The following is a 15,098-nucleotide window of genomic DNA, read 5'->3' on the forward strand; positions in this document are numbered from 1 at the left end:
CCCTTGAACATCAATGGTCGCGAAACTCTTTATGGCAGGCACTGCAGGCATCTTCAACCTTCTGCACCGCCGGCCCCAAATTGCTGTCCTTGTACGGTTGAACCTGGCTGGCGATCACCAGTTCACCGGTGGCCGCCTCAAGGGTGCGGGCCATGTCCTGGAAACGTGCCTGTCTCAGCCAGACATCGTCCTTGGCGCTGGTGTGATCTTCTTCGCGCACCTGCGGAAAGTGTTTCCACGGCTCATGGGACAGCGCATCGAGCTTGACCGCGCCTTCCGTGAATTTCGGCCCGTCGAAGGCAATGCGCCCGCGCAGCATGCCGCCCAGGTCTTCGCCGGTCTTGAGCATCTGCTTGAAGATCGCCTTGCGCTGGCCCAGCGGGGAATTCGGATCGACACCGCCGCAGGCGGACAAGGTCAGACAGGCCAGCAATACAACAGAAAGTCTTTTAAGAGTCATGGTGGCTTCAGGTCACGGAATTCGGCGGCCAGTATCCTCGCGTCACCGCCAAACACCAATAGCCCTATTAATAATACGGGTTGCTGGCGCGCATGGAGCACGCCTGCAACCGACACAGGAAATTCTCCATGAACAGCCGTTTCAAGGCCTGGCGTCACCCACTCATCGCAACCCTGCCGCTGCTGGCCATCCTCGCCGGCTGCACCGGGGGCGACAGTGCCAAGCCGAAAACCCACGCACTGGCCACTTACTCCAGCGCCACCTGGGAAGCGCTGCCCGCAGTGTCCGACAACGATCTGGTGGCCGGTTTCGGTTCGTGGCGCAGCGCCTGCACCCGGCTCAAGGCTGACCCGATCTGGGGCGCCACCTGCGCGGCGGCCGCCAATGTGCCGCAAAGCGCCGGCGACATCCGCAGCTTCCTCAAGCAGCACCTCGACGTCTTCGGGCTGCGCGCCGAGCACGACAATCCCAACGGCCTGATCACCGGTTATTACGAACCGGTCTACCCCGGCAGCCTGACGCAAACCGCAACCGCCAACGTGCCGGTGTACGGCGTGCCTGAAGACATGATCATCGTGTCCCTGGACAGCATTTACCCTGAGCTGAAAGGCAAACGCCTGCGCGGACGCCTCGAAGGTCGCGTGCTCAAACCTTATGACGACGCAGCTACCATCGAGACCAAAGGCGTCAAGGCACCGGTGGTGGCGTGGCTGACCGATCCGATGAACCTGCAATTCCTGCAGATCCAGGGTTCGGGGCGGATTCAGACCGATGACGGCCGGCAACTGCGCATCGCCTACGCCGACCAGAACGGTCATCCGTACCGGCCGATCGGCCGCTGGCTGGTGGAACAGGGTGAGCTGAAGAAAGAAGACGTGACCATGGGCGCGATCAGCAACTGGGCCAAGGCCAATCCATCGCGCATTCCGGAGTTGCTCGGCAGCAACCCGAGTTATGTGTTCTTCACCCGTAACCCGGACAGCAACGAAGGCCCGCGCGGCTCGTTGAATGTGCCGCTGACCGCCGGTTACAGCGCGGCAGTGGATCGCAAGGTGATCCCGTTGGGCAGCCTGCTGTGGCTGTCGACCACTCGCCCTGACGGCACGGCACTGGTACGCCCGGTAGCCGCACAGGACACCGGCGGCGCGATTGCCGGCGAAGTTCGTGCAGACCTGTTTTGGGGCACCGGTGAGGCCGCCGGGCAACTGGCCGGTGACATGAAGCAGCAGGGGCAGATCTGGATGCTCTGGCCCAAAGGCGCGGCGCTGCCGCAAGTGCCGCAGGTGGCCGACAAACTGTAAGCGCAACGCAAAAGATCGCAGGCCTCGTCAGCCTGCGATCTGTTCAGCGTCAGACCGAAACGAAGAAGAAACTGGCGATCAGCCCCATCCCGACGAACCACACCAGCGACCGCAGAATCGCCCAGTCCGCCAGATAGCAAATGATGTAGAGCAGACGACTGGTGATGAACAGCACCGCCAGTACATTCACCGTCACCAGTTCCGCCGTGCCCACCAGATGCGCGACGATCACCGCCGCCGCAAACGCCGGCGTCACTTCAAAACTGTTCAGTTGCGCCGCATGGGCCCGTCGGGCCAGACCGTTCAGGCTTTCGAGAAAATCCCGAGGATCGTGATTGTCGCTCAGCCGATAACCACCGACAGCCTTGGCCACGCCCGTGCACACATAGGGCAGAAAGATCGCAATCAAAACGCACCACAGAGCCACCGTCATAACGCCGTCCTTCTTCAGTTTTTAGAGTATTGGCGGGTCAGAACTTCATCACCAGCATGCCGATCAGCACCAGCCCACAGGCTAAGAGCCGTGGCCGACCGAAAGGTTCTTTCAAGTAGCGCATGCCAAACAGCACCACCAGAATCACGCTGATTTCACGCAACGCCGCCGCTTCGGCAATCGACCCCAGTTGCATCGCCCACAGCACCAGAGCGTAGCTGAACAACACGCAGAACCCGACCGCCAGTCCCAGCTTCCATTGTTCGCGCCAGAACAGCATGAACGCCGGCCGCTTGGCCACCCACGCCAGCAGCGGGAACGGCCACGCGCTGAGCAGCGTGACCCAGACCAGGTAATCCAGGGGATGCGACCAGCGCCGCAAGGCCTGGCCATCGATGTAGGTGTAGCAGCCGATGCACAACCCGATCAGCGCCACCACCGGCAACATCGACCATGGCAAGTGTTTCCCGCCGCCGCCCTGCCAGAGCAGGCAGGCCATGCCCAGCGGGATCAACATGATCCCGAAGATCTGCTGGGTGGTCAGCACTTCGCCGGCAAAGATCAGGGTCAGCGCCAGTACCACCAGCGGAGACAAACCGCGCATCAGTGGATAAACCAGGCCCAGGTCGCCGACCCGATAGGCCTGGATCAACAGGTAGCGATAAAGCAGCTCGAACGCCGCCGACGCCAGAATCCACGGCCAGATTTCCTGCGGCGGCAGGCTGATGAAAGGAAATGCCAGCGCGACGAACAACAGCGCCACGGTGTCCATGCAGGCCACCACCAGCAGCCGTTCGGCGCTGAACTTGATCAGGGTATTCCACGCTGCGTGCAACAGCGCCGCCACCAACACCAGAGCTGTCGCCAGCACGTGTCACTCCTTCATTCTTGTTTTTGAACCTGAGCCATTTGATCAGGTCTTTGATTCGCGATGTGTCAGGCGCTGTTTATACGTCAAGCGCCCCCGTCGCAACCGGTTGCGCACAGACAAATCTCAAAAAATCCTGTCTGGGCCACACAATTGTGCCCCCACCCGGCATCTGCCCATCCAACCCTTGCGTCCACGAACGGGCGCGCTGTCTTTTCACCCCCATCCAAAGGACCCCGGATGCTTGAACTCGTCGCCGCTTTCATCTGCCTCACCACCCTCCTCACTTTTGTGAATTTCCGCTTCATCGGTTTGCCTCCGACCATCGGCGTGATGGTTACCGCACTGATGTTTTCCCTGTTGCTGCAAGGCCTGAGCCTGCTCGGTTACCCCGGCCTCGAAGAGCGCGTACAGCAACTGATCGGCCAGATCGACTTCGGTGATCTGCTGATGAACTGGATGCTGTCGTTCCTGCTGTTCGCCGGCGCCTTGCACGTCAACCTGAACGACCTGCGCAGCTACCGCTGGCCCATCGGCCTGCTGGCGACGTTCGGTGTACTGATCGCCACCGCCGTGATCGGCAGCCTCGCCTACTACATTTTTGCCCTGTTCGGCTGGCACGTGAGCTTCCTCTACTGCCTGTTGTTCGGCGCACTGATTTCCCCGACCGACCCGATCGCGGTGCTCGGCGTGTTGCGTACCGCCAATGCCTCGAAACCGTTGAAGACCACCATCGTCGGCGAATCCCTGTTCAACGACGGCACCGCCGTGGTGGTGTTCACCGTGCTGCTGGGCATCGCGCAACTGGGCGAAACTCCGACCGTCGGCGCCACGGCCATGCTGTTCGTCCATGAAGCCGTCGGTGGCGTGCTGTTCGGCGGGCTGATCGGTTATCTGGTGTACCTGATGATCAAAAGCATCGAGCAGCACCAGATCGAAGTCATGCTGACCCTGGCACTGGTGATCGGCGGTTCGGCGATGGCCACCGAGCTGCACGTCTCGGCGCCGATTGCGATGGTGGTCGCCGGTCTGATCATCGGCAACCTCGGTCGCAATCTGGCGATGAACGACATGACGCGCAAATACCTGGACGGTTTCTGGGAGTTGCTCGACGACATGCTCAACGCCCTGCTGTTCGCGCTGATCGGCATGGAGCTGTTGCTGCTGCCGTTCAACTGGCTGCACGTGGCGGCGGCGAGCCTGCTGGCACTGGCAATTCTGCTGTCGCGCCTGCTCACCGTGGCCCCGGCCATTGTCCTGTTGCGCCGCTGGCGCACAGTGCCGCGCGGCACCATCCGGATCCTGACCTGGGGCGGTTTGCGCGGCGGTGTTTCGGTGGCCTTGGCGCTGGCCCTGCCGCTTGGCCCGGAACGCGATCTGCTGCTGAGCATCACCTACATCGTGGTGCTGTCGTCGATTCTGTTGCAGGGCCTGACCATCGGCAAACTGGTCAAGCACGCGACTCGCGACGAGCCGGTAACGGCTGCCGAGCCCGCTCACCACTGATCATTTCTTGATCGGCTGCGGATCGGGCTTTTCGGCCTGGTCCGCAGACTCCTTCGGTTTTCCACTTTCGCTGCGGATCTGCGCATGGCTGATCAGGGCGAAGATGAAACTGCCGCCGATGATATTCCCCGCCAATGTCGGTCCGGCAAATACCGCCCAGAAATCACTCCACGGCAACTCGCCGGCAAACACCAGATACGACACTTCCGCCGAGCCCACCACGATGTGGGTGAAGTCGCCCAGCGCCATCAGGTAGGTGATGAGGATGATGATCCACATCTTCGCGCTTTCCATGGACGGGATCATCCAGACCATGGTGGCGATCATCCAGCCGGAAACAATGCCCTTGGCGAACATCTGGCTGGCGTGGTTTTCCATGACCTTGCGGCCGATTTCGAGGAAGGCGGCGTCGGTCTTGCTGTCGAAGATCGGCAGTTCGAGCATCACGTAAGCCACCAGAATCGTGCCGCACAGGTTGCCGAACAGCACCACTGTCCAGAGTCGGATCAGTCGGCCGAAGTTTCGGATCGTCGGTTTGGTCATGACCGGCAGCACAGCGGTCAGGGTGTTTTCGGTGAACAACTGCTGGCGGGCGAGGATCACCGCGAGAAAACCTGCGCAGTAGCCAAAACTGGCGATCACCTTGAATTCGTCACCCTCGGGCAACCGGGAATTGAGCAGGCCCATGCCCATCAGCGACAGGCCCATGGTCAGCCCCGCCGCCAACGCCGACCACCACAGCGCGGCAATGCTGCGCTCCAGTTCCTGGTCGCCCTGTTTACGGATGATTTCATGCAGGACCGCCGCGCGGGGCGGCTGGTTTTTCTCGACTTCGTGCTGTTCCTTGGCCGAGAGGTCGGGGGTCTTGCCGTCTGTTGGCGTGGTCATGGCGGGAAACCGGTGGCGGGGTCATAAAGCTACGACACGCGCCAATCGGCTTCCGTTCTACAGGCCGCGCCGATTACTCGGTAACGGGCGTTTCATCCTTGAACTGGTCTTTGACGTATTTGATCTCGGTCCGCCCGTGCGGCGCCGGCAGACCGTCTTCACCGAGGTTGACGAAGACCATCTTCTCGACGGTCAGGATGCTCTTGCGGGTGATCTTGTTGCGCACTTCACAGGTCAGGGTGATCGAGGTGCGGCCGAACTCGGTGGCGGTGATGCCCAGTTCGATGATGTCGCCCTGGCGCGAGGCGCTGACGAAGTTGATCTCGGAAATGTACTTGGTCACCACGCGCTGGTTGCCCAGTTGAACGATGGCGTAGATCGCCGCTTCTTCGTCGATCCAGCGCAGCAGGCTGCCGCCGAACAGGGTGCCGTTGGGGTTGAGGTCTTCGGGTTTTACCCATTTGCGGGTGTGGAAATTCATGTTCACTCCTGAGCGTTTGCCGAAAGATGGGCGCCATCTTGGCAGACTGATCGGTCATGCTCCATGAGGCTTCTACTATGGTCGCGATTGGCGATCTTCATTTGGCCGACAGAAACCCTTTGGAAGATCAGTCTAGACGGCTATAATCGCCCCCGTTTCAAAACGGTAACGTTCACTTGATACCGTTTTCCCGCCACCTGTCCGAGGGGCGCTGCAGCAGGTTCAACCTGTCAGGCTCGGATGGGGCGTTGACTGGCTCAGGCCGGACACTAAACGCACAACGGCGCCCATTCGCATACATTACGAATGGAGGCTCTCATGAGCGCTGTTATCACGCCTGCAGATTTTAACGATTACAAAGTTGCCGACATGTCCCTGGCTGCCTGGGGCCGTCGCGAAACCATCATCGCCGAGTCGGAAATGCCGGCCCTGATGGGTCTGCGCCGCAAGTACGCTTCCGAGCAGCCGCTGAAAGGCGCAAAAATCCTCGGCTGCATCCACATGACCATTCAGACCGCCGTGCTGATCGAAACCCTGGTTGCCCTGGGTGCCGAAGTGCGCTGGTCGTCCTGCAACATCTTCTCGACTCAGGATCAGGCCGCTGCTTCCATCGCCGCTGCCGGCATCCCGGTTTTCGCCTGGAAAGGCGAGACTGAAGAAGAGTACGAGTGGTGCCTGGAGCAGACCATCCTGAAAGATGGCCAGCCATGGGACGCCAACATGATCCTCGACGATGGCGGCGACCTGACTCAGCTGCTGCACGACAAGTACCCACAGGTTCTGGACCGCGTTCACGGCGTGACCGAAGAAACCACCACCGGCGTACACCGTCTGCTGGACATGCTGGCCAAGGGCGAACTGCGCATCCCGGCCATCAACGTCAACGACTCGGTGACCAAGTCCAAGAACGACAACAAGTACGGCTGCCGTCACAGCCTGAATGACGCCATCAAGCGCGGCACCGACCACTTGCTGTCCGGCAAGCAAGCGCTGGTCATCGGCTACGGTGACGTGGGCAAGGGCTCGGCCCAGTCCCTGCGTCAGGAAGGCATGATCGTTAAAGTGTCCGAAGTCGACCCGATCTGCGCCATGCAAGCCTGCATGGACGGTTTCGAACTGGTTTCGCCGTTCATCGACGGTATCAACGACGGCACCGAAGCCAGCATCGACAAAGCGCTGCTGGGCAAGATCGACCTGATCGTGACCACCACCGGTAACGTCAACGTTTGCGACGCAAACATGCTCAAAGCCCTGAAGAAGCGCGCTGTTGTCTGCAACATCGGTCACTTCGACAACGAAATCGACACCGCTTTCATGCGCAAGAACTGGGCATGGGAAGAAGTGAAGCCACAGGTACACAAGATTCACCGTACCGGCCCGGGCGCTTTCGACGCTCAGAACGACGACTACCTGATCCTGCTGGCCGAAGGCCGTCTGGTGAACCTGGGCAACGCCACCGGTCACCCGAGCCGCATCATGGACGGTTCGTTCGCCAACCAGGTTCTGGCCCAGATCTTCCTGTTCGGCCAGAAGTACGCCGACCTGTCGCCAGCCCAGAAAGCCGAGCGCCTGACCGTTGAAGTACTGCCGAAGAAACTCGACGAAGAAGTGGCCCTGGAAATGGTTCGCGGCTTCGGCGGCGTGGTCACCCAACTGACCAAGCAACAGGCTGACTACATCGGCGTGACCGTCGAAGGCCCGTTCAAGCCGCACGCTTACCGCTACTAAGTAAGAGCAGCTGCGAGCTTCAAGCTTCAAGCGGCAAGCAAGGCCACAAGCCGAGCTTGCCGCGCGAAGCCCGAAAGCTCTGCCCCTATTTGTCAAAACAGTGTCAGGCCGCAAGCTTCAGGCACAAGAGACCAGCGCACCTCCGCTGCTCTTGCAGCTTGAAGCTTGCAGCTTGTAGCTGGAGGTCCCCTCCATGTCCCAAGACCGTCGCTACAGCTTCGAGTTCTTCCCGACCAAGACCGATGCTGGGCATGAAAAACTGCTCGCCACTGCCCGTCAGCTGGCCACCTACAACCCTGACTTCTTTTCCTGCACCTACGGCGCGGGCGGTTCGACCCGTGACCGCACGCTGAACACCGTGTTGCAGCTGGAAAGCGAAGTCAAAATCCCCGCTGCCCCGCACCTGTCGTGCGTCGGCGACAGCAAGGACGACCTGCGCGGCCTGCTGAACGAGTACAAGGCTGCCGGCATCAAGCGCATCGTCGCCCTGCGTGGTGACCTGCCGTCCGGCATGGGCATGACCAGCGGCGAGCTGCGTCACGCCAATGAACTGGTTGAATTCATTCGTGAAGAAACCGGCAATCATTTCCACATCGAAGTCGCCGCCTACCCGGAGATGCATCCGCAAGCGCGCAACTACGAAGACGATCTCGCCAACTTCGTACGCAAGGCTCGCGCTGGCGCCGACAGCGCGATCACCCAGTACTTCTTCAACGCCGACAGCTACTTCTACTTTGTCGACCGTTTGCAGGCGCTGGGCGTAGACATTCCAGTCGTGCCGGGGATCATGCCGATCACCAACTACAGCAAGCTCGCGCGTTTCTCCGATGCCTGCGGTGCGGAAATCCCGCGCTGGATCCGCAAGCAACTGGAAGCCTATGGCGATGACAGCCAAAGCATTCAGCGCTTCGGCGAACAGGTCGTCACCGAAATGTGCGAACGCCTGCTGCAGGGCGGCGCACCTGGTCTGCACTTCTATTCCATGAACCAGGCCGAACCTAGCCTGGCGATCTGGAACAACCTGAAGTTGCCACGCTGAGACCGCTGTACGCCGCAAGCTGAACGCTTCATGCCACAACAAAAGATCGCAACTTTCGACAGCTTTTATAGCGCTGTCGCAACTGCGATCTTTTGCTTTTAAGGCCCGAAACAGAGCTTCTGCTGCCAGTTTCTGGCTCTTTGGCGTTTCTCGTCGTAATCTCAAGTCATGTCTTTGATCACGCAGTTATTCGCCGTGCTGGTTTTTGCTTGCCTGAGCTTTGCAGCTCGGGGCGAGAAGCTGCGTATCGTCACCGAACCGTGGGCCCCGTACGTTTACGAAGAGAACGGCAAGAACCTCGGGCTGGACTATGAAACCACCGCCATCGTGTTCAAACGCCTGGGCATCGAAGTCGAATGGCAGTTCCTGCCGTGGAAACGCTGCCTGTCGATGCTCGAAACCGGCCAGGCCGACGGCGCACTGGACATTTTTCACAGCGCCGAACGCGACGCCACCCTGCTCTACCCGAGCGAACCGCTGTCGGACGTCGAATTCGTGATGTTCTACGCCAACGAACGACCGCATCCCTTTCGCAGCCTTGAAGACCTCAAGGGCCTGACCATCGGCACCTCGCCGGGTTATCTGTACAGCCCGGACTTCAGCGAGTCGACCCTGTTCACCCGGGAACCGGCCCCGACCCACGAAGCCAACTTCGGCAAACTGGTGCGCGGGCGGATCGACCTGCTGATCACCGACCGACGCGTGGGCCAACACTTACTCGATGAACTGAATATCCGCAACCAGATCACCGAAAACCCCACTGTCATCAGTCGTCAGAGCCAGTTCCTGGCCGTGCGACGCAATGCAGGGATGGATTTGCTGGTGCAGCGCTTCGGCGCCGAACTCAAGCGTTTCAAGCGTGAACCGGCCTATGCCGAGCTCAGCGCACGCTACGGCGCGACCCCGGCCATGACCGCGCCACTGGGCAGCGCCACCGCCAGCGGCAAAACCGTTGAGCAGCAGGAAAGCGGCGCGCAGTGATTGCTCTGTTATACTCCGGCGTTCCCGCCAGGCTCACGCCCGGACGCCCGGAACCGTAACAGGCCTCCCGACCCGCTACAGCGCAGCTTTTCAGCCCGCGCGAGCGCTCCGGACGTGCCTTCGGAACCGCAGCAGGACCGGACGGGATTGCGTCCTCTTAAACGCCATTCGCGCCAGGCAAGACTCCCATTGGGCCAAGCCCTAACTAAAACAGGATTACTCATGTCCTTTGCTTCCCTCGGTCTCTCCGAGGCTTTGGTCCGCGCTATCGAAGACGCGGGCTATACCGAGCCTACTCCGGTGCAACAGCGGGCCATTCCCGCCGTGTTGCAAGGTCGCGACCTGATGGTTGCGGCACAGACAGGTACCGGTAAAACCGGCGGCTTCGCCCTTCCGATCCTGGAGCGGCTGTTCCCTAACGGTCACCCGGACAAATCCCAGCGTCACGGCCCGCGCCAACCGCGCGTCCTGGTGCTGACCCCGACCCGCGAACTCGCGGCCCAGGTTCACGACAGCTTCAAGATCTACGCCCGTGACCTGAAATTCGTCAGCGCCTGCATCTTCGGCGGCGTCGGCATGAACCCGCAGGTTCAGGCCATGTCCCGTGGTGTGGACGTACTGGTTGCCTGCCCGGGTCGTCTGCTCGACCTGTGCGGCCAGGGCAGCGTCGATCTGTCCCACGTTGAAATCCTCGTGCTGGACGAAGCCGACCGCATGCTCGACATGGGCTTCGTCCATGACGTGAAGAAAGTCCTCGCGCGCCTGCCGGCCAAACGCCAGAACCTGCTGTTCTCGGCGACCTTCTCCAAAGACATCACTGATCTCGCCGGCAAGCTGCTGCACAACCCGGAACGCATCGAAGTGACGCCGCCGAACACCACGGTCGAGCGCATCGAACAACGCGTATTCCGTCTGCCGGCCAGCCACAAGCGTGCGCTGCTGGCTCACCTGATCACCGCTGGCGCCTGGGAACAGGTGCTGGTGTTCACCCGTACCAAGCACGGCGCCAACCGTCTGGCCGAGTACCTGGACAAACACGGCCTGCCGGCTGTGGCGATCCACGGTAACAAGAGCCAGAACGCCCGCACCAAAGCTCTGGCCGACTTCAAGGCCGGTGAAGTGCGCATTCTGGTAGCGACCGATATCGCCGCCCGTGGCCTGGACATCGACCAGTTGCCGCACGTGGTCAACTTCGAACTGCCGAACGTCGATGAAGACTACGTGCACCGCATCGGCCGTACCGGCCGTGCCGGTCGTTCGGGCGAGGCGATCTCGCTGGTCGCGCCGGACGAAGAAAAACTGCTGAAAAGCATCGAACGCATGACCAAGCAGAAAATCGCCGACGGCGACCTGATGGGCTTCGATGCCAGCACCATCGAGGCCGAGAAGCCTGAAGTGCGCGAGCGTCCGGACATGCGCAACCCGCGCAATGCCCGTGGCCCACGCGGCGACGGCCCGAATGGCGGCGGTGGTGGTGGCGGTCGTAAAGACAAAGGCAAAGACAAGGGCAAGGAAAAACCGGCCGGCGAACGCGGTGAGCGTGGCGAGCGTCCAGCCCGTCAACAGAAGCCGCGCGAAGGCACCCCGGCCCGCGAACAGCGTCAGCCGAGCCAACCGCCACGCGCAGCCGCTGACCGTGCTCCGGACGAATTCCTCGACGACGATGTGGATAACTTCGGTAACCGCGTTGACTACGTGCCGAAGCAGGCTCCGGCCGGCGGCCGTGGTCGTCGTCCAGGCGCTCCGGCGCAAGGCGCAGGTTCGGGCGCGCCGCGCACCGGTGGCCAGCCACAAGGTCGCCAGAACGGTCCGCGCAACAGCAACGGTTCGAGCACCGGCACCCCACCGGCCAAACGCAGCGGCCCGCGTAACGGTGCGCCGCGTGACGGCCAGGGTCGTCGCGACGAAAACCCGCGCAACCGCCGCCCGGCCCGTGACGATCAGCAACGTGCCGAGCCGGCCGTGCAGAACCCGCGCAGCAGCGGCCCGAAGATCATGCACAAGGAATCGAAAGCCGACCGCTTCCCGACTCCGGAACAGCTCGATCAACTGCCAAGCCGTCCACGTGGTGAAAAACCGGCCTTGCTGACTCGCAATCGCTGAGTTTCAACAAGGCAATAAAAAACGCCCCCGGTCGCAAGACCGGGGGCGTTTTTGTATGTCTGGCGAAAATTACTTCGCTTTGACACCTTCGAACGAGATGTACAGGTCGACGTTGTCGGACTGTGGACCCAGATCCATCATCTTGCCGAAATCAGAGCGCTTGATGCTGGTGGTACCTTCGAAGCCGGCACGGTAGCCGCCCCATGGATCCTTGCCTTCACCCAGGAACGTGGCCTTGACCACGATCGGCTTGGTCACGCCGTGCAGGGTCAGGTCGCCGGTCACGTCAGCAGTGTCTTTGCCTGCGGCGTTCTTGCCGGTGGATTTGACGCTGGTGGAGACGAACTTGGCGTCAGCAAATTTGCCCACGTCCAGGAAGTCTTTGCTGGCGATGTGCTTGTCGCGCTCGGCGTGGTTGGTGAACACGCTGGCGGTCTTCACGTCGAACTCGATCTTGCTGTCTTCAGGCTTGGCAGCATCGAAGCTGAACTTGCCGCTGATGTCCTTGAAGGTACCGGTGATGAAGCTGTAGCCCAGGTGGCTGATCTTGAAGTCGACGAAGGCGTGCTGACCTTCTTTGTCGACGGTGTAGTCAGCGGCCATTACGTTGGCGGACAGCACGGCAGAACCGATTGCCAGAGCGGCCAGAGTCTTTTTCAACATGCTTTCTTTTCCTTTGAGTCGAGGTTGAACGTCAGGCTTTGCGACCGAGCATTCGGGTAAGGGTCGCATCACGATCGATAAAGTGGTGCTTCAATGCTGCCAACGCATGGAGGCCGGAAAAAATTACCAGCGCCCACGCCAGGTACAAATGAATCACACCGGCGGTATCTGCCTGATCCGGTAGTCCGGAAACCAGTGCAGGAACTTCAAACAGGCCAAACACCGGAATCCCGACACCGTCTGCGGTGGAAATCAGGTAACCGGCAAGCATCACGGCGAACAGCGCAAGGTACAGAAACCCGTGGCCGAACTTTGCGCCGATGCGGGTCATGCGGCTGTAGCTCTGCAGCGTTGGCGGCGGAGGGCTGACAAAACGCCACAGCACCCGCAACACCATCACAGCCAGCAGCACCAGACCGATGCTCTTGTGCAGATCCGGCGCGTCTTTGCGCCAGGTGCTGTAGTAATCCAGCCCCACCATCCACAGACCGAGTGCGAACAATCCGAAGACTGCCAGCGCCACGCCCCAGTGCATGAAAATGCTGACCCAACCGTAGCGCGAAGAAGAGTTACGTAGCTGCATTGCCCAAATCCTGTGAGAACTGCGAACCAAGACTAGCGAGTTATCTATCGAATTAAAGCGGAAAATTTCGCTTTGAAATATCGAGAAATACGATCAAGAGTCTTGAACAGGGGAGTTAAGGAAAGATTAAAGGTGAAAAGTGTGGCGGGATGTTAGTTGGCGGCTCGCAGATTTCCACTCACCGGACCGACTGACAGGCAATAAAAAAGCGCGGCATGAAAGCCGCGCTTTTTTATTCACCGCAAAGCCTTACTGCGCTTTGGTATCGGTCGCTGCTGCAGGCTTGGCCGCTGGCTTCTTCGCCGGCTCAGCCTTTTTCGCTGCAGGTTTGGCCGGGGCCTTTTTCGCCTCGGTCTTCGCCGCAGGTTTCTTCGCTGCTGGCTTGGCTGCCGCTTTCTTGGCTGGCTCGGCTTTCGCCGGGGCTGCTGGCTTCGGTGCTTCCACCGGAGCTGGCGCAGGAGCCGGGGTCGGTGCAGGCGCTGGAGCGGCTGGAGCAGGTGCCGGCTCTGGCGCTTTTACTGGCTCCGGTTTCTTGTCGTCGTCCGAACCGCCGAACAGGTTGGTGAAGAAGTTGCCTTTCTTCGCCGCCGTGGCCGCACCCGCTGCGCCTGCCGCCGCTGCTGCGGTGGCCGCTGCCGGGCCGACCTTGATCGGTTCGAAGGATTTGCCCGCCGCCAGGTCTTCAACCTGACTGGCCGCACGCTGACCGGTGCGCAGTGCGCCTTCCAGGGTGCCCGGGTACAAGGTGTCGGTGTGTTCGCCGGCAAACGCTACGCGTTGCAGCGGACGTTCCCACAGGCGCCAGAATTTGCTGATCTGGCCAGGACCGAAGGCCAGGTAGGAGCCGCCAGTCGACGGGTCGGTGCTGTAGCGACGGATTTCATAACCGGTGAACGAGCCACGGGCCTGTGGATAAAACGTGTGCAGACGGATCAGCACCTGATCGACCATCTGCTTGTCGCCGAAGGCCTGCATCACACGGGCGTTGTCGCCGGACAGGTTGATCACCACGTTCGCGCCGCCCTTCAGGGCCGGCTCGATCCACAACATGCCCAGACCGGTGTTGCTGTAGATCTCGCCGGACATCCGCGCCTTGCTTTCCCACACTGGCGTCTTGAATTTCAGCATGATCTGGTCGCGCCAGCCGTAGTTGGTGCCCTTGATCGCCGCCAGGTGCTGGGCGTCCAGCGCCGGGGTCAGCTGGATCTTGTTAAGCGCGCGCAGTGGCACGGCCAATACGACGTAATCCGCCGAATAGCCAACGCTGCCGACCTTGACGGTCACGCCGTCCTTGTCCTGGGTGATGGCGGATACCGGCGAATCGGTCTTGATGGTTTTCAGCTGCTTGACGAAGGCCTGGGCCAGCACCGGGCTGCCACCGACCAGACGCGAAGCGCGCAGGTCACGGTCGGACACGCCGCGATAAACCCGGCTCTGCTGCGCGAAATACAGCAGCGACAGGCGCGAAGGTTCGTCGTAGTGGGTGCGGATATCCTGGTTGATCAGCTGACGCGCGGTGGCTGGCAGGTTCTGCTTGTCGAGCCAGCTCGACACGTTGATCTGGTCCAGGGCGTGCAGGGTGTTGGTCGCGGCCGGGTTCTGCGGATCGTCGATCGAACGCGCCAGATCGTCGCGGGTCTTCTCGTAGGCTTTCAGCGCCTGGGCGGTGGCCGGTTGCTTGGTGGCCAGGTCGGCGGCGGAGAAATACTCGCCGTCGATCAGGTAACCCGGGGTCCGCACGAATTCAGGGGCCGGCGTGGTGCTCAGCTTGAAGGTCGACACGTATTTGTTCAGCACCGGCTGAGCCTTGTCGTTGCCGATCCACTCGCTGGTGGCCATGCCCGAGCGACCGCCCAGGCTCGGCTTGGCTTCCAGCAGCGTCACCTGCCAGCCCTTGTTCTGCAGTTCGTAAGCCGCAGTCAGGCCCGACAGGCCGCCGCCGATCACGATCGCGGTTTTATCCTTGGCCAGCGCCGTAACGCTAAACAGCCCCAACACCACAAGCGCACAGGCGCGCAGCCAACCGACAGACATTCAGCGAACTCCGGAAAAACACGTAGGAAA

Annotated in this window: 14 protein-coding genes and 1 riboswitch; of the genes, 6 read left to right on the forward strand and 8 right to left on the reverse strand. The window is 61.0% G+C overall.

Annotation, left to right across the window (positions count from 1 at the left end; genetic code table 11):
• Positions 1-10: 10 nt before the first annotated feature.
• Positions 11-460 carry a c-type cytochrome gene (locus IF199_RS27970; RefSeq protein ID WP_192559193.1) on the reverse strand — a complete coding sequence of 150 codons (450 nt, stop codon included), beginning with the start codon at positions 458-460 and terminating at the stop codon, positions 11-13.
• Positions 461-588: 128 nt separating this feature from the next.
• Here IF199_RS27970 and mltA point away from each other — a divergent pair, with 128 nt between their 5' ends.
• Positions 589-1,761, forward strand: coding sequence for a murein transglycosylase A (mltA, locus tag IF199_RS27975; RefSeq protein ID WP_102619718.1), 1,173 nt, complete (start codon positions 589-591; stop codon positions 1,759-1,761).
• A gap of 49 nt (positions 1,762-1,810) precedes the next feature.
• Here mltA and IF199_RS27980 read toward each other — a convergent pair whose 3' ends face one another.
• Entirely contained in the window at positions 1,811-2,194 is a 384-nt protein-coding gene (locus IF199_RS27980) for an MAPEG family protein (RefSeq protein WP_102619717.1), read from the reverse strand.
• Between the two features lie 37 nt (positions 2,195-2,231).
• Positions 2,232-3,065 carry an EamA family transporter gene (locus IF199_RS27985; RefSeq protein WP_096817687.1) on the reverse strand — a complete coding sequence of 278 codons (834 nt, stop codon included), beginning with the start codon at positions 3,063-3,065 and terminating at the stop codon, positions 2,232-2,234.
• A 237-nt stretch (positions 3,066-3,302) separates the two neighbouring features.
• Here IF199_RS27985 and IF199_RS27990 point away from each other — a divergent pair, with 237 nt between their 5' ends.
• Positions 3,303-4,568 (forward strand): cation:proton antiporter, encoded by a 1,266-nt coding sequence (locus tag IF199_RS27990; protein WP_096817683.1) that lies wholly within the window; start codon positions 3,303-3,305, stop codon positions 4,566-4,568.
• Here IF199_RS27990 and IF199_RS27995 read toward each other — a convergent pair whose 3' ends face one another.
• Together IF199_RS27995 and IF199_RS28000 are read right to left on the reverse strand one after the other, a co-directional pair.
• Positions 4,569-5,456, reverse strand: coding sequence for a formate/nitrite transporter family protein (locus tag IF199_RS27995; protein ID WP_192559194.1), 888 nt, complete (start codon positions 5,454-5,456; stop codon positions 4,569-4,571). It lies immediately after the preceding gene.
• Between the two features lie 73 nt (positions 5,457-5,529).
• A complete protein-coding gene (locus IF199_RS28000) occupies positions 5,530-5,937 on the reverse strand; it encodes an acyl-CoA thioesterase (RefSeq protein ID WP_007959686.1) in 408 nt (135 codons plus the stop codon).
• Between the two features lie 197 nt (positions 5,938-6,134).
• A riboswitch (S-adenosyl-L-homocysteine riboswitch) is annotated at positions 6,135-6,233 on the forward strand.
• Between the two features lie 22 nt (positions 6,234-6,255).
• Here IF199_RS28000 and ahcY point away from each other — a divergent pair.
• From ahcY to rhlE2, 4 genes are all read left to right on the forward strand, one after another.
• Positions 6,256-7,665, forward strand: coding sequence for an adenosylhomocysteinase (gene ahcY / locus IF199_RS28005; protein WP_127800358.1), 1,410 nt, complete (start codon positions 6,256-6,258; stop codon positions 7,663-7,665).
• A 193-nt stretch (positions 7,666-7,858) separates the two neighbouring features.
• A complete protein-coding gene (gene metF, locus IF199_RS28010; RefSeq protein ID WP_007959683.1) occupies positions 7,859-8,704 on the forward strand; it encodes a methylenetetrahydrofolate reductase [NAD(P)H] in 846 nt (281 codons plus the stop codon).
• A 168-nt stretch (positions 8,705-8,872) separates the two neighbouring features.
• The gene (locus IF199_RS28015) at positions 8,873-9,685 is read left to right on the forward strand and encodes a substrate-binding periplasmic protein (RefSeq protein WP_192559195.1); all 813 of its coding nucleotides are present in this window, start codon (positions 8,873-8,875) and stop codon (positions 9,683-9,685) included.
• Between the two features lie 222 nt (positions 9,686-9,907).
• Entirely contained in the window at positions 9,908-11,788 is a 1,881-nt protein-coding gene (gene rhlE2, locus IF199_RS28020; protein ID WP_096817662.1) for an RNA helicase RhlE2, read from the forward strand.
• Positions 11,789-11,857: 69 nt separating this feature from the next.
• Here the strand turns inward: rhlE2 and IF199_RS28025 are convergent, their stop codons facing one another.
• The 3 genes from IF199_RS28025 to IF199_RS28035 form a co-directional block, all read right to left on the reverse strand.
• Complete coding sequence (locus tag IF199_RS28025) at positions 11,858-12,451, reverse strand: YceI family protein (protein WP_096817658.1); 594 nt, start codon at positions 12,449-12,451, stop codon at positions 11,858-11,860.
• 31 nt (positions 12,452-12,482) lie between these two features.
• The gene (locus tag IF199_RS28030) at positions 12,483-13,034 is read right to left on the reverse strand and encodes a cytochrome b (protein WP_096817655.1); all 552 of its coding nucleotides are present in this window, start codon (positions 13,032-13,034) and stop codon (positions 12,483-12,485) included.
• Positions 13,035-13,283: 249 nt separating this feature from the next.
• The gene (locus tag IF199_RS28035) at positions 13,284-15,068 is read right to left on the reverse strand and encodes a flavin monoamine oxidase family protein (protein ID WP_192559196.1); all 1,785 of its coding nucleotides are present in this window, start codon (positions 15,066-15,068) and stop codon (positions 13,284-13,286) included.
• Positions 15,069-15,098: the final 30 nt, after the last annotated feature.

The organism is Pseudomonas allokribbensis (assembly GCF_014863605.1).
Taxonomy (GTDB): Bacteria; Pseudomonadota; Gammaproteobacteria; order Pseudomonadales; family Pseudomonadaceae; genus Aquipseudomonas; species Aquipseudomonas allokribbensis.

Coding starts and splice junctions, on each gene's coding strand:
- IF199_RS27970 (WP_192559193.1), bottom strand. CDS start 460: ATGACTCTTAAAAGACTTTCTGTTGTATTGCTGGCCTGTCTGACCTTG.
- mltA (WP_102619718.1), top strand. CDS start 589: ATGAACAGCCGTTTCAAGGCCTGGCGTCACCCACTCATCGCAACCCTG.
- IF199_RS27980 (WP_102619717.1), bottom strand. CDS start 2,194: ATGACGGTGGCTCTGTGGTGCGTTTTGATTGCGATCTTTCTGCCCTAT.
- IF199_RS27990 (WP_096817683.1), top strand. CDS start 3,303: ATGCTTGAACTCGTCGCCGCTTTCATCTGCCTCACCACCCTCCTCACT.
- IF199_RS27995 (WP_192559194.1), bottom strand. CDS start 5,456: ATGACCACGCCAACAGACGGCAAGACCCCCGACCTCTCGGCCAAGGAA.
- IF199_RS28000 (WP_007959686.1), bottom strand. CDS start 5,937: ATGAATTTCCACACCCGCAAATGGGTAAAACCCGAAGACCTCAACCCC.
- ahcY (WP_127800358.1), top strand. CDS start 6,256: ATGAGCGCTGTTATCACGCCTGCAGATTTTAACGATTACAAAGTTGCC.
- metF (WP_007959683.1), top strand. CDS start 7,859: ATGTCCCAAGACCGTCGCTACAGCTTCGAGTTCTTCCCGACCAAGACC.
- IF199_RS28015 (WP_192559195.1), top strand. CDS start 8,873: ATGTCTTTGATCACGCAGTTATTCGCCGTGCTGGTTTTTGCTTGCCTG.
- rhlE2 (WP_096817662.1), top strand. CDS start 9,908: ATGTCCTTTGCTTCCCTCGGTCTCTCCGAGGCTTTGGTCCGCGCTATC.
- IF199_RS28025 (WP_096817658.1), bottom strand. CDS start 12,451: ATGTTGAAAAAGACTCTGGCCGCTCTGGCAATCGGTTCTGCCGTGCTG.
- IF199_RS28030 (WP_096817655.1), bottom strand. CDS start 13,034: ATGCAGCTACGTAACTCTTCTTCGCGCTACGGTTGGGTCAGCATTTTC.
- IF199_RS28035 (WP_192559196.1), bottom strand. CDS start 15,068: ATGTCTGTCGGTTGGCTGCGCGCCTGTGCGCTTGTGGTGTTGGGGCTG.